Genomic DNA, 14,880 nt, shown 5'->3' on the forward strand with positions numbered 1-14,880 from the left:
AGCACGCTATCCCACGGATCACCGCTGATACACCCCGTTCTCGCCGAGACGCGACGCCGTGTCGAGCAGCATGGCGGCCTCCTGTGCCTTCTCGGGCTGCTCGTGGTCGAAGCGACGACCCTCGGGCCGCTCGTACATCGGCCGTCCGCCCGCGATCGCCGAGGCCAACCGGCGCTGACCGGCGAGCGTGCGCTCCTGAGCCTGGGCGGTGTAGGCCGCCCGCTGCTCGGGAGTCAGCGTCGCCAGGAACGCCTGCGGATGCACCAGCGCGATCAGACCCGACACGTGCCCGAACCCGAGGCTGGTCACCAGACCGGCCTTGAGCGGGTACTTCTCGCCGAGGCGCAGCGTGTCTCGGACCCACACGAAGTGCGCCGAGGTGGCCAGCTCGTCGTCGACGCAGTCCAGGCTGCGGTTCGGCGGGATGACGCCATCGCGCAGTACCTGGCACAGGCCCATCATCTGGAAGACCGCGGCACCGCCCTTGGCGTGGCCGGTGAGGCTCTTCTGGCTGATGACGAACAGCGGCGCACCCTCCGAGCGGCCCAGCGAGGCCGCCAGACGCTCGTGCAGCTCCGTCTCGTTGGGATCGTTGGCCAGCGTCGAGGTGTCGTGCTTGGAGATCACCGCGATGTCGTCGGCACCGACCCCGAGCTTGCTCAGCGAACGCGCCAGCACCGAGTCCCGGCCACCGCGGCCGGCACCCAGCGCACCCAGCCCGGGAGCCGGGATCGAGGTGTGCACACCGTCGGCGAAGGACTGGGCGTAGCCGACCACCGCCAGCACCGGCAGGCCCATCCGCAGCGCCAGGTCGCCACGCGCCAGCAGGATCGTCCCGCCGCCTTCGGCTTCCAGGAAGCCGAGCCGGCGCCGGTCGTTGGCCCGCGAGAACTTCGAGTCGCTGATGCCCTTGGCGCGCATCACCTCGGTGTCGGCCGTGGCCGCCATGTCACCGAAGCCGGTGATCGCTTCCAGCGTCATGTCGTCGAAACCGCCCGCGACCACGAGTTCGGCCTTGCCGAGCTTGATCTTGTCGACGCCCTCTTCGACCGAGACCGCGGCGGTCGCGCAGGCACCCACCGGGTGCACCATCGCGCCGTAGCCACCGACATAGGACTGCATGACATGCGCTGCAACGACATTCGGCAGCACCTCTTGCAGGATGTCGTTCGGCTTGCTGCGGCCCAGCAGGTTGCCGTGGTACATGGTCTGCATCGACGTCATGCCACCCATGCCGGTGCCCTGCGTGGAAGCCACCAGGCTCGGGTGCACCCACCGCATCAGCTCTGACGGTGTGAAGCCCGACGACAGGAACGCATCGACGGTCGCGACGATGTTCCACAGCGCCACCCGGTCGATCGAGGTCGCCATGTCAGGGCTGACACCCCACACGGTCGGATCGAAGCCGGTCGGGATCTGGGCGCCCACGGTCCGCGAGAGCTTGGTCTTGCGCGGAACGCGAATCTCGGTGCCCGCCTTGCGGATCACCTCCCAGTCGCCGCTGTCCGGGATCGGCCGGGCCACGGTGTGCTCGGGATCGAACGCGACGAATGCGCGCGCATCGGTCTCGCTGGACACCACGAACCGGAAGTCCTTGTCCAGGAACACACTCACCAGCAGCGGCGAGGCGTGATCGGGATCGATCGCACCGTCGTCGACGAACTCGCGAATGCCGCACCGTTCCACGACCGCGTCGTGGTACCGCTCGACGAGCTCGGATTCCTCGACCAGATCACCGGATTGGGTGTCATACCAACCCGGCTGGGGATCGTCCTCCCACGTGATCAGGCCGGTCGTCCATGCCAGCTCGAGCACACCGGCTGCCGACAGTTCGTTGTCGACCTCCATCTCGAAGCGGGTCCGCGACGAGCCGTAGGGTCCGAGTTCGGCGCCACCGACGATGACCACGAGGTCGGCCGGGTCGACGTCGAGGTCGGCCCACTCCGGCACCGGCACACCGGCCACCGGGCGAGGCGGCGACGGCAGAGCCGAAATCGTCTGCGCGGCAACCTCGTCGGTGGTGTCTTCGTCAGCCGGCGCGGCTGTCGCCTCTTCGCGTGCCTTGGCAGCGAGCTCGGCCATGTCGAGATTCGCCTCGGCCAGACCACCGGTGAGGTCGGCCTCGACCGGCTCCCGCGCCGCCGCGACCTTGGTCTCGACATCGCACAGGTCGAGCAACATGCTCGCCATCTGCTCCGTGGAGTAGGTGGTGACGCCGGCTTCTTCGACCGCGTCGACGATGACGTCGTTGTGGCCCATCAGCCCGGTGCCACGGGTCCAGCCGATCAGCGCGTGCGCCAGGCTGACTCGCTGCGCCCACGACGTCTCGGCCTTCCAGCGGGAGACCAGCGCGTCGAGCGAGGCCTTGGCCTCACCGTAGGCGCCGTCGCCGCCGAACATGCCCCGGTTCGGCGAGCCCGGGAGCACCACGTGCAGACGAGCCGCGATGTCGCGGTCCGCCCCGATGTGGGACAGCCCGGCGATCAACCGCTGCACGGCCCACAGCAGGACCTTCATCTCCATCTCGGCGCGTGCACCGACCTCGGACAGGTCGCCACCGACCCGCGGCGCTGCGAACGGGAACAGCAGCGTGGGCGACAGCGCGTCCTTGACGTGGATCGATTTGGGCCCGAGGCTCTCGGTCTGCTCGTTGCCCACCCACTCCACGAGGGCGTCGATGTCGTTGTAGGAGGCCATGTTCGCGGGCAGCACCCACAGCTTGGCGCCGAAGCCGGCGTTGTCGCGGTAGAGGTCGCGGTAGAAGGCCAGTCGCGAATCGTCCAGCTTGGACGTGGTCGCGATCACGGTCGCGCCACCGGCGAGCAGCTGCGCTGCCACCGACGCCGCGATCGAGCCCTTCGATGCGCCGGTCACGACAGCGACCTCGTCGCTGTAGCGGCCCTTGCCCGGATTCTCCGCGCCGGCTGCCGCACGGGCGTACAGCGAAGCGTGCACGGTGCGGCCTGAGGCCAGGGCCTTGCCCTGCCAGTAGGTCGCCTGCGTGCCGACCACGTGACCGGCACCCTCGAACCGCTCCGACAGGCGCGCCCAGTTCGCGTCGATCTCGTCCTCGTCCATCAGCCAGATCTTGACCAGATCCTCACGTGCACTGGCCCACCGGTCGTCGAACAGGACCGCCTTGCGGGCGTCGAATGACGGCGCCACCAGACGCGGCCAGTCCGAACCCAATTCGGCGGTGACCAGGTCGATGAGCTCTGCGTCGGCCGCGGCATCCGGGGTCACCAGAGGCGCGCCCAGGCCCAGCTGATCGAGGATCGTGCGGGCCGCCGAGGCGAGCACACCGTCGGGTCCGGTGACCTTCTCGGCGAATTCGCCGAGGGCCGCCGAGTCGACGACACCGCCACCAGCACCGCCGGCGGAGGGCAGCGACACCTGCACGCCGCGGCGTGCGGCCACCGCGGCCACCGCCGCGTCAATCGCCTTGTCGACCGACGCCGCATCGGCCAGCGCCCCGTCATGCAGGCCGCCCAGCGCCCCGCCGCGAACACTGGAGCCCTCGCGGGTCCCCAGAGCCACCTCGACGATGGCGTGCTTGGCCCAGCCCTCGCCCAGCTCCCAGGTCTTGGTGATGCGCTCGGTGATGTAGGCAGGACGCTTGCCCGACGGCCCGAGGACCGTGCGCAGCTGGTCGTTGATCGCATCGGAGAGCACCGGTCCGAACGGCTTGTAGGTACGGGCCAGCTTGGTGACCTGCCCCTTCAGCCCGGCCAGATCGGCTTCTGCGGCACCGTCGATCGCGCCCAGGTTCAGTTCCGAGCCGAGGTCGACGAGCATCTGGTTGCGGCGCGAGGACGCACCGTCGGTGATCGACTCGATCGAATCGAGCGCCTCGATCTGATCGATGCGGATCTTCGCCGACAGCGCGATCAGCGCCATCGTCGCGTCGGCCGCGTCGAAGGTGATGTCGTCCGGGCGGGGTCCGCCCGACGGTGCTGCCGCGGGAGCGGGAGCGGCCGGCGCGGCCTCGACCGGCGCTGTGGCTGATTCGGCAGATGCCGGCGGCGGAGGCGTGTCCTCGATCTCGGGCTCGGGATCGGTGTCGGTCGCGAACAGCACCGCAGCGTCACGCTCGGCGTTGAGCACCTCGGTGGTGTTGTGCGAGTACTCCGGCAGCTTCAGCGTGTTGGTGGCCAGCCCGGCGACAGTCGGCGCGTTCTTCACACCGATCTCGACGAAGCGCTCCACCCCGAGACCGCCTGCGGCCTCCTCGATGAACAGCAGGTCCTGGGTCTCGATCCAGCGCACCGGGCTGGCGAACTGCCAGGCCAGCAGCTCGATGACGATCTTGCGGCACAACTCGTTCGGACGTTCGTCACGCCACGTGTCGTAGTCGGCGAGGATTTCGTCGAGAGGCTCTGCAGGCACGAGATCGCGGATCTCCTGGACGAAGTCGCGATCGAGCGTGAACGGCCGCGGCACCAGGTTCGGGATGTACCGGCCGACCAGCAGCTCGGCATCGGCGTCGTGCGGCATGACCCGCTCCAGCGCGCGACGGAAGTCGGCCACGCCGACCCGCAGGACCGAGGAGTGGAACGGCACGTCGATACCGGGCACCAGGATGAACGAGCGCTTGCCGCCGCTGATCTCGCGACGACGCTCGACCTCTTCCTCGAGCGCCTCAAGACCGGCGACCGTGCCCGCGATGGCGTACTGCGAGCCGCGCAGGTTGAAGTTCACGATCTCCAAGAACTCGCCAGTGCGCTCGGAGATCTCGGCGACGAAGGCCTTGACGTCGGCATCGTCGAGATCGATCTGCGACGGACGGATCGCGGCGAGCCGGTAGTTCGAGCGACCCGCGGCGTCGCGCGGGACGATGTCGTGCATCTTGGACCCGCGGTGGAACACCACCTCGAGCAGAGCGGGCAGCTCGTACACACCGGAGACGCACGCCAGGGCGGTGTACTCACCGACCGAGTGGCCGCACGCGATCGCGCCCTCGACGAAGGCGCCCTGCTCACGCATCTCGGCGACCTGGGCCGCCGCGACCGTGGCCATCGCGACCTGAGTGAACTGCGTCAGGTACAGCACGCCTTCGGGATGGTGGTAGTGCACACCGGAGGCGATCAGGCTGGTCGGGTTGTCGCGCACCACGTGGAGCACCGAGAAGCCCAGCGTCTCCCGGGTGAACTTGTCGGCGATGTCCCACACCTTGCGGGCCGCCTTGGAGCGGGCGCGCACGTCCATACCCATGCCCTTGGACTGGATGCCCTGACCCGGGAAGGCGTACACGGTCTTCGGCGCGGCCAGCTGCGCGGTGGCGGCCATCACGAGTTCGCCGCCGACCTTGGCGGACACCTCGATGATCTCGGCGCCCCGGTCGATTCCGACGCGGTCGACGCGGAACTCGATCTCGTCGCCCGGCAACACCATGCCGAGGAAGCGAGACGTCCAGCCGACCAGACGTGCGGGTGGGGTCGCCCGGCCGTCGGTCGCGGTGACCGCGTGCTGCGCGGCAGCGGAGAGCCACATGCCGTGCACGATGGGCGTTTTCAGGCCGGCCAGCAGTGCGGCGGCCCGATCGGTGTGGATCGGGTTGTGGTCACCGGAGACCACCGCGAACGCGCTCATGTCGACCGGCGCGGTGACGACCACGTCACGCCGGCGACGGCGCGGGGTGTCGGTGGCGTTGTCGGTGATGGCTCCGCCGGCCCGCGGCGGATCCGTCAGCTCGGCACCACCGGTACGGCCACGGATGGCGAAGCGCTCCTCGAGCGTCGCCAGAACGGTGCCCTCGGCGTCCGCGATCGACACCTCGACCGGCACGACGCGCCCGACCTCGGTATCGGTTGCCGCCAGAGTCGTTGCGGTGACGGTCAATTCGGACTTGTCGGTGGGCATCGGCGCGAGCAGGTGGGCGGCGTGGTCGAGGTGCACCAGGCTCAGCAGACCCTCGACGACGGGGAAGCCGTCCTCGGTGAGGGCGGACCCGATGGCCGAGAAGACCGCGGGCCAGCAGAGGCCGACCAGCGCGTCGGGCACCAGGGTGAGGCCGGGCGCCAGCGGGGCGCCGAACGTGGCGGTCACGCCGGTGTGATCGGCGACCTTCTCCGGATCCCATTCCACGGTCACGGTCGAGGCGTTGTCGACGACGGCGGGGAGCGCATCCGGACCGTCGACACCGGCTGCAATAGCGAGCACGGCGCGCATCGCCTGCGACGCGTCTTCCACGGTGACGATCGGCATGCCGCCGTCGACGGTGGTCGAGGGCAGGGTGAAGCGGATCTCGATCCAGATGTCGGACAGCGGAACACTGAGCGTCACAGTGCTATCGGTTGCCAGCTCCAACCTCGCACCCGTGTTCGGGTGGGTCGCGCTCGGCTTACCGGGGACGTCGTTGACCTGCCACTCGCCGGGCGCACCGATGCGGTGGACCGGGTTGACGGCGGTCCGACCGGCCCACAGGACGTCGGGCGAATCGAGAACCACGGCGAGCGGGCCGCCGACGTCGGCGCGGGCCTGACGGCGCGACACGACCGACACCGGCTGCGCGCCTTCGGCCAGTACGCGATCGACGATCTCCTTCTCGAACCGGTCGAGCAGGTCGCCGACCGGCTCGTCGACGCGGGTGATACCGGCGACTGCCTGCGTGCCCGGGATGATGCACACCTGGTCGGCGGTGTAGCGGGCGTCGTGGGCCTGCCAGAGCGAGTCACTACGCCACCACCGACGCACGTCCTTGTCGATGACCGGCACGAAGTTCACCGGCTTGCCGGGCTTCTTGCACAGCGTCACGAAGAACGGCACATCGGCGGGGTGCAGCCGCACCGCCTCGGCGTCGGGGTAGCGCGTGAGCAGCGCGTCGATGGCCTGCTGCGGCGTGTCGAGCAGGGCCTGGCCGTCGGCACCGAAGAGCGTGTCGATCGGGCCGAAGTCCTTCTCCGACAAGCGAGCTTCTGCGCGCTTGAGCATGTCCTCGAACCGATCCCGCCAGGTCTCGGCCAGCCAGGGGCTGCCCGGAGCGGCGGTGTCGGCGGTGCTGTCGCCGTCGCCGATGGCCAGCTCGACGTAGCGCTGCAGCCACTGCAGGTAGGTCATGTCACCGATGTCGCCGAAGTACGGCTTGGCGGTGCCGGCCATCGCGGCGATGATCTCGTCGCGGCGCTCGGCGACGGCGTCGGCGTCACCGGCGACCTCGTCGAGAAGGCGGCCGCACCGCGAAGCGGCGTTGTCGATCTCGTGGATGTCGGCGCCCAATTGGCTGCGGCCACTGGCCATTCCATTGATCGCGTGGCCGGCGCCCACCCAGGTGTCGGTGCCGGAGGTCTCCACGAGCATCTGCTTGACCGCCGGAGACGTCGTGGCCTCCTTGGTCGCCATCGCGGCGGTGCCGACGAGGATGCCGTCGACGGGCATCGCCGGGAAGCCGTAGGGCTTGGCCCAGTCACCGGACAGGTACTCGGCGGCGCGTTCCGGCGTGCCGATACCACCGCCGACGCAGATCGTGATGTTGCGGTACTTGCGCAGGTCCCCGTAGGTGGACAGCAGGAGGTCGTCGAGGTCCTCCCACGAGTGGTGGCCGCCGGCGCGGCCGCCCTCGATGTGGACGATGACGTCGCGCGTGGGCACCTCGACCGCGATCTTGATGACCGACTTGATCTGGTCGACCGTGCCGGGCTTGAAGCAGACGTGGGTGATGCCGACGGTGTTGAGCTCCTCGATGAGGTCGACGGCCTCTTCCAGGTCGGGGATGCCCGCGGTGACGACGACGCCGTCGATGGGCGCACCCGACTGGCGGGCCTTCTGCACCAGACGCTTACCGCCGACCTGCAGCTTCCACAGGTAGGGGTCGAGGAACAGCGAGTTGAACTGCACCGCACGACCCGGCTCGAGCAGCTGGGTCAGCTGCTCGATACGCGCGTCGAAGATCTCCTCGGTGACCTGGCCGCCGCCGGCCAGCTCCGCCCAGTGTCCGGCGTTGGCTGCGGCAGCGACGATCTTCGCGTCGACGGTGGTCGGGGTCATGCCGGCGAGCAGGATCGGCGACCGGCCGGTCAGACGGGTGAACTTGGTGGACGCCTTGACCGAACCGTCGGGCAGGGTGACCGGTGTCGGTGCGTAGCTGGACCAGGCCGGTGCGACGTCGGGGGCGGCGCCGACGGTGAACAGGCTGCGCTGGCCGGCGCGGGTGGCGGCCGCGACGATGCCGATACCCAGCCCGCGGATCACGGGGGCCGTCAACCGCGTGACGGTGTCGCTCGGACCCAGATCGACGATCCACTTGGCGCCGGCTGCGGCGAGGCCCTCGACCTCGGAGACCCAGTCGACCGGCTTGATGAAGATGTGCTCGGTCAGCATGCGGGTGAGTTCGCGGTCCAGTCCGGTCCGGGCGGCCCACTCCTCGACCAGGTCGACACCGTCGGCCAGCCGCGGTGTGTGAAAACCGACCTCGACGTTGAGCTGGTTGAACACCGGACGGAAGATCGCGCCGCCGCGGGTCTTGTTCTTGCGCTCGGCCTCTTCGCGCTCGGTGATCTTCTCGCAGTAGAGCTCGAAACGGGCCAGCTGCTCGGGCGTCCCGGTGATCACGACGGAGCGACGCCCGTTGCGGATGGACAGGGCAGGGGCCAGAACGGTGCGGACGTCCTGCGCGAACTCGTCGAGTAGCGCCGCGATGCGGGCCGGATCGACGTTGGTGACCGAGACCATCGGCGACTTGTCACCGCGACCGACCATGCCGCGTCGGCGAGACACCAGCGAGCCCGCCGCACCGATCAGCTGACCGATCGCCAGCAGCTCGGCGTCGCGGGTGCCGTGGGCCTTGAGCGACTCGACGGCGGTGATGCCCTGCGAGTGGCCCGCGATGGCCACGGGCGGATGCCCCTCGAGGTCCAAGCCCTGGCGTTTGAGCGCACGCTGAGCGGCCATCTGGGTGAGCAGGATGCCGGGACCGGAGATGGCCGCGGTGGTGAGGTCCTTGGCCGACGGCAGCGGCTCGTCCGCGGCGAGCGCGCGGATCCACTTCATCGGCTCGAAGCCGATGGGACGCACGACCACCAGCTCGCGGGCCAGCGGCTCGAGGAGCAGCTCGGCCTCAGCGACCAGCTGGCTGATCTCGGACTCGATGCCCGCAGAGTTGACCAGCTCCTCGAGGTTCTCGAGCCACGGGCCGCCCTGACCACCGAACGCGACCGCGTACGGCTCGCCTGCGTGCAGCCGATCGACAAGCGCGTGCGCCCCGGCCAGGGGTTCGAAGGTCTGGCCGCCTCCAGAATTGGACTCGGAGTCGGAACGGGTGGTCGCACGGTGCTGGTCGTTGATCGTCACGTGGCGTGTTCTCCTCAGTGGTACGTTGCGCGGCTCGGATGGGCGCGTGGTCCTTGTGGCTGGGTGCTCGGTGGGCGGTAGCTCGTCGTCGACGGCAGGCGAGCCCGCGTCGTGGGCCAGGGCGATTCGGCGTCGAATCCGGCTGGTCTCGACCACTGGGCCTCGGACGCATGAGGCATGGTGGCGGACACTGCAGCCGTACTAAGAGTGTCATAAGAGACGACTCGATTCTGGCCCCCTAAATGGTTACTGGCGAGTTCTACGCACGGGTAACAGAACAACGCGTAACGCAAGGCCGGAGAGGGCCGGCCGGCTTCCGGGACAAACGTCCTGCTGGCGGGTGGTTACGGTTCAGTAAGGTAGAAGCGCAGTTCAAAGCCGCATTGTGACGCAATCGTTATCTGAAAATTTCGGTTCGCAGATGCCCGGTCGGCGTAGCGGCCATGCACGACAGCGTGGCGCGGAGTTTATGGTCGCGGATTCGCGAACTCGACAGGTGTTTGCTGGAGAACCTTACTGATCAGTAAGTCTCGACGACCGCCCGGCGGGCAACCGTGACCGCTACCCTGTCGGCCGCTCCCAGACCCCGGTGAGGAGGATGTTGGCGGTGTAGTCCGCTCCGGACGACGACATGAGCCGACGCGTCGCCGCCTCGAACCGCAACGCCGTCACCTTCTTGCCCAGCAGGCGGTAGTCCTCGACGATCTGGCGAAGCCGGCCCATCTCGTCGGGCTTGGGAAGGTACGACGAGCCGACCTCGGATCGATACAGCTCCACCAGGCTGTTCACGAACGCCTCGGCCAGGTCTTCCACGGATCTGTCGGCCGCCTCGACGAACCGCAGAAGGGTCCGCACGTACAACGTGTGGTCGTGCGAGCGGGCCAGGATCTCGGCCGCGTCGGTGTCGGTCAGCACCAGTTTGCGGCCCTTCACCTCGGCCATCCCGTGCGCGATCAGCGTGCGCGCTTCGTTCGAGTCGGGCTCGAGGGGCAACACGGGGTTGTCCTGGTCATCCGTGTCGGGCCCGAGCACGGCACGTTGCAGACCGAGGATGTCGGCCAGGTCCTCGCCCTCACGCATGCTCGTGAAGAACTCCGCGATGTGGGCTGAGTTGTACCCCTTGCGCAGCAACTGGCTGATCGTGTTCAGCTGCGACAGGTGGTAGTCGTCGTACAGCGCCGATCGACCCACCCGGCGCGGCGGATCGAGCAGCCCACGCTCCCGGTATGCGCGGATGTTGCGCGTACTGACGCCCGACACCCGAGCGAGATCTTCGAGTCGATACTCAGCCACAGTGGCAACCCCCTCGGCGCCACCGGTAAGAGACCCGACGGCGGTCTGCGCAGCGCATGAATCACTTTACCCCGCCTGCCTACCGCGTGAGCGAAGTAATCCAATCCTCCGATACTGATGGAAAATTTCTCTACCCATGCCGCTTCATCTGCGGCGATCATGATCTGACTTTTCAGTAATATAGCGCGACAGTGCAGTTTCAGCCAACATGTTTGCTCGCGCGGTCAGGGCTGAGAGGCCGGTCGCCGGTCACGCGGTTGGCGTCGGCACAGCTTCGTGCGGGAACATGGACCGGTGGTGCGGCCTGCCGAACCACCCGTCCCCATCGTGATTCGCACCGAGAGGTTGCACCGTGCGCCCCTGGATCATCTGGGCGACCGGACTTCTCGCCTACATCGTGGCTGTTCTTGATCGCACCACCCTTGGCGTCTCCGGCCTGCCTGCCGCCGAGCGCTTTGCTGCAGGCCCCGGTCTCCTGTCGACGTTCGTCGTGCTGCAGGTGGTCGTCTACGCCGGCGCACAGATTCCCGCGGGGCTGTTGCTCGACCGGTACGGATCGCGGGCCCTCATCTTGGCCGGAGCAACACTGATGGCTGCCGGCCAGTTGACCCTGGCGATGACGGCGTCGCTTCCCCTTGCGATCGCCGCTCGCGCCGTGGTGGGGCTGGGCGACGCGATGACGTTCATCTCCGTCCTACGTCTGGTCCCCCGGTGGTTCCCCGCGCGGCAGGTGCCGTTGGTGACACAACTCACCGGCATCTGTGGCCAGCTGGGGCAAGTCCTCAGCGCGGTGCCGTTCCTGGCGTTGCTCTCCACCTCCGGCTGGACTCCCGCCTACACCTCGGCGGCCGCGCTCGGCGCCCTCGTCCTCGTCCTGGTCGCGGCGCTGGTCAAGAACGCACCCGACGGCGTCGCGGTCACGGCGGAGACGATGAGTGTGCGGGAGACCCTGGCGAGTGTGAAGACGGTGTGGCTGCGGCCCGGCACCCGACTCGGCTTCTTCACCCACATGGGCACGCAGTTCTCCGTGACCGTCTTCGCGTTGATGTGGGGCGTTCCATATCTGACCGTGGCCCAGGGGCTGTCCGCCACTGCCGCAGGAACCCTGCTGACGATCTCCGTCGTCGCGGCGATCGCTGCGGGACTCGTCGTGGGCATCCTCACCGGCCGGTTTCCGCACCGTCGCTCGCGTCTCGTGCTCTGGATCATCGCTAGCAACGCGGCCATCTGGACCGTCGTGCTCGCGCTCCCCGACAGAGCACCGGTGTGGCTACTGGTGACGCTCGTGGTCGTCATCTCCGTCGGCGGACCGGGCTCCATGGTCGGATTCGACTTCGCCCGGACCTTCAACCCCAGCCACACCCTGGGCACCGCCCAGGGCATGGTGAACATGGGAGGCTTCCTGGCCTCGCTGGTGCTCATGCAGGTGATGGGCGTGATCCTGCAGGCCGCCGGCGGGCTGTCGTTCGACTCGTTCCGGCTGGCCTGGACCCTTCAGTACGCGGTATGGGCGCTGGCGGTCACCGGCATCCTGATCACGCGCCGCAAAGCCCGCCGGCTGCTGGCGCAGCAGGACGATCGCATCCTCCTGGAGGGCATCAACGGGTAGCGGGTCCGACGGAACGCTCCACCGCGGCATCGATGTGCCGGTGCCCCCTGAGCTCGTGCGCCACGACCGAGACGACGGGAGCGAGCGTCACCACCAGCAGGCAGTTCGCCATCGAGACCCCGGACGCCGCCAACACCACGGCTGCCGCCAGCACCGCCGCGGTCACCAGCATCACCGCGATGTGAAACAGCGCCAGCGTGCGCGTCAGCACCGCGCCCAGCACGAAGGTCATCAGCAGGTACACGCCGACGGGGACGACGACGGTCGACACCGTGGCCACCGATCCGAGCTCCGAATGATGCTCGACGTAGTAGGCAGCCGCGTGTAGGCCCGCGCCCGTGGCCACGATCGCCCCGAACACGAGGATGTGCAGATACCCGAACCAGAACGAGCGCTCCCGGCGCACGTGCAGGATCTCGGCCTGCGGCAGCGCGAAGTAGGTCCACCACATGCCGAACGTCAGCCCGATGCCAGCCACCGCGACGAACGCCGCGTCGAAAGTCCAGCCCTGGGCCTCCACCACAGCGGTCAGCGAGGCGACCGTACCGACCACCCCTTCGCCGAGCGCGATGATCGTGAAGAGTCCGTACCGCTCCGCGATGTGGTGCGCGTGCCACGGCGTGCCGCCGCCGGTCGACTCGGCGAGAACCGGGCCCATCATCTCGACCAGCACCAGACCGACGACGATCACCGCGGTGACGGCGAGAGAGGTGTGGACGAAGATCGCGACGATCCACCCCACCTGCGCGAGCGTGATCCACAGCGCATAGGTCAGACACGCCCGGCGGTGGGCCGGATCCTGGCGGGCCGCCCGCAGCCACTGCGTCACCATCGCCACCCGCATCACCACGTAGCCGGCGACCACGACGGCGTTGTCGACGTGCTCGCCGTGCTCGATCGAGGTGTACATCTGCGGAATTCCCAGCGCGAGGATGATCACGCCCACCATCTGCAGCATGGTGGTCAGCCGGTACACCCAGTCATCGGTGTCGAACGCCGAGGCGAACCAGCTGAAGTTGATCCACGCCCAGCTCACCGCGAAGGTCGCGAAGAAGAACGCCGCGAGTCCGGCCAGGACGTGCCCGGCGGCCAGCAGGTGCGCCAGCTGGGAGGCCGCGATCCCGAACGCGACGACGAAGGTCAGGTCGAAGAGCAGCTCGAGCGGCGTCGCGACGCGATGGGACTCGTGCGGATCGCGACCGATCATCTTCCGGACACGATGGCTTCCGGAGCTCGACGCGTGCGGCTGTTCGGTCACCGACTACCCCCTTCCACGCTGGGAAGGGACCGTACCGGAGATACTGTGCGTCCATGGATTCCGACGCGGTGGCAGTGGTCCTGGCCGCGGGTAGCGGCTCCCGCGTGGGGGCCGACGGCAACAAGGCCTACCTGACGCTGGACGGCCGCAGCATGCTGGTGTGGTCGCTGGACACTCTGCTGCGCGTACCCGCGGTGGCACGCACCGTCCTGGTGTTTCGGCAGGGCGAGGCGGAGTTGGCGCGCAGCACCGTCGCCCGCGAACTGGCCGGCGCACCTGTCGAGTTCGTCGAGGGTGGACCGACCCGGCACCAGTCCGAGATGAACGTGTTGCGCTATCTGTCCGAGGACATCGAATCCGAGGCGATCGACGTGGTGCTGATCCACGATGCCGCCCGCCCGCTCGCCGATGCCGGTATGTTCACCACGGCAATCACACTGGCCCGTGACGTCGGCGGAGCGCTGCCGGCCCTCGCGGTCACCGGCCTGGCCAGGGTGCGTGACGGCGCGGCGCGGCCGCTGACCGAGGCGGTGGTCAGAGTGCAGACCCCCCAGGCGTTTCGCGCCCGCGACGTGCTCGCTGCCTATCGGTGCGCCGAGCGCAACGGCTTCGAGGGCACCGACACATCGTCGTGCGTCGAGCGCTACACCGACGTCCGCGTGCACACCTTCCCCGGCAGCGCGGCGAACCTCAAGGTGACCTACCCGGGCGACGTCGCGGTGGCTCACCATCTGCTCACCGCGCAGAATCGGGCTGCCGGCTCGCCATGACGGCCGCGAAATAGTCTGCATCCCGGGGCAACTCGACGCCGAACGCGTGTGGGTCACCGGCGACGAGTTCCAAGGTGGTGTGGGTCGACAGGACAGCATCGAGAACGTCGAATCGGTCGGCCGCAACGCCGGCCACTGCGCACCGCAGGACCTCGGCAGCGACACCGCGCGGGTACTGCACCACCTCCAGCTCGCTGCGGTCCAGTGTCGCGACGACGACACCGTCGCCGTCGACGGCCTTGATGCTGTCGGTGACGGGCCGGGCGGGCGCCACCCACTCAGCGCCGCCCTGCAGGGCTGCGGCGAGCCTACGCACCACCTCGGGGTCGACCAGCGGCCATCCGACATCGTGTAGCAAGACGTGTCGGGTGATCAGATCGTCGGCGAGCGCCGCCTCCACGCAACGCGCCGCGTCCCCCGGCGCCGCCGCTGTGACCACTGCAACCTGCGGAAAGCCCTGCGCCACAAGGACTTTCTCGACCGCGACGGCGAGCACGGGCGCAGCGGCGACGATCACGGTCGCGACCTCTGTCAAGGCGCGCACCGCACGGATCAGCGGAGAATCACCAGCCACCGGAGTCAGCACGGCATCGGCCCGGTCGGCTATTTGAGCCGGCAGGGGAAGAACGGCGGTCAGTTCCACGCGGCCGAGGCTATACCGAAGA

At 68.7% G+C, this 14,880-nt stretch carries 6 protein-coding genes; 2 read left to right on the plus strand and 4 right to left on the minus strand.

All coding sequences use genetic code 11. The features are described from left to right. Positions 1-18 precede the first annotated feature (18 nt). Complete coding sequence (locus ACZYYX_RS26085; RefSeq protein WP_463817778.1) at positions 19-9,204, minus strand: fatty acid synthase subunit beta domain-containing protein; 9,186 nt, start codon at positions 9,202-9,204, stop codon at positions 19-21. Positions 9,205-9,846: 642 nt separating this feature from the next. Further along, positions 9,847-10,578: a MerR family transcriptional regulator gene (locus ACZYYX_RS26090; protein ID WP_463817675.1), complete on the minus strand. Its 732-nt coding sequence runs from the start codon at positions 10,576-10,578 to the stop codon at positions 9,847-9,849. A gap of 352 nt (positions 10,579-10,930) precedes the next feature. On the opposite strand from ACZYYX_RS26090, the gene ACZYYX_RS26095 reads away from it, so the two are divergent. Then, the gene (locus ACZYYX_RS26095) at positions 10,931-12,187 is read left to right on the plus strand and encodes an MFS transporter (protein ID WP_463817677.1); all 1,257 of its coding nucleotides are present in this window, start codon (positions 10,931-10,933) and stop codon (positions 12,185-12,187) included. Here the strand turns inward: ACZYYX_RS26095 and ACZYYX_RS26100 are convergent. Further along, positions 12,177-13,394 (minus strand): low temperature requirement protein A, encoded by a 1,218-nt coding sequence (locus ACZYYX_RS26100; protein WP_463817678.1) that lies wholly within the window; start codon positions 13,392-13,394, stop codon positions 12,177-12,179. The two genes, ACZYYX_RS26095 and ACZYYX_RS26100, sit on opposite strands and share 11 nt — an antisense overlap. 104 nt (positions 13,395-13,498) lie before the next feature. Here ACZYYX_RS26100 and ACZYYX_RS26105 point away from each other — a divergent pair, with 104 nt between their 5' ends. After that, positions 13,499-14,215, plus strand: a complete 717-nt coding sequence (locus ACZYYX_RS26105; protein ID WP_463817679.1) for an IspD/TarI family cytidylyltransferase — start codon at positions 13,499-13,501, stop codon at positions 14,213-14,215. Here the strand turns inward: ACZYYX_RS26105 and ACZYYX_RS26110 are convergent. Next, positions 14,181-14,858: a 2-C-methyl-D-erythritol 4-phosphate cytidylyltransferase gene (locus tag ACZYYX_RS26110; RefSeq protein ID WP_463817681.1), complete on the minus strand. Its 678-nt coding sequence runs from the start codon at positions 14,856-14,858 to the stop codon at positions 14,181-14,183. The genes ACZYYX_RS26105 and ACZYYX_RS26110 overlap by 35 nt on opposite strands. Between the last annotated feature and the right edge of the window lie 22 nt (positions 14,859-14,880).

The organism is Mycobacterium sp. IDUB_1 (genome assembly GCF_055419625.1).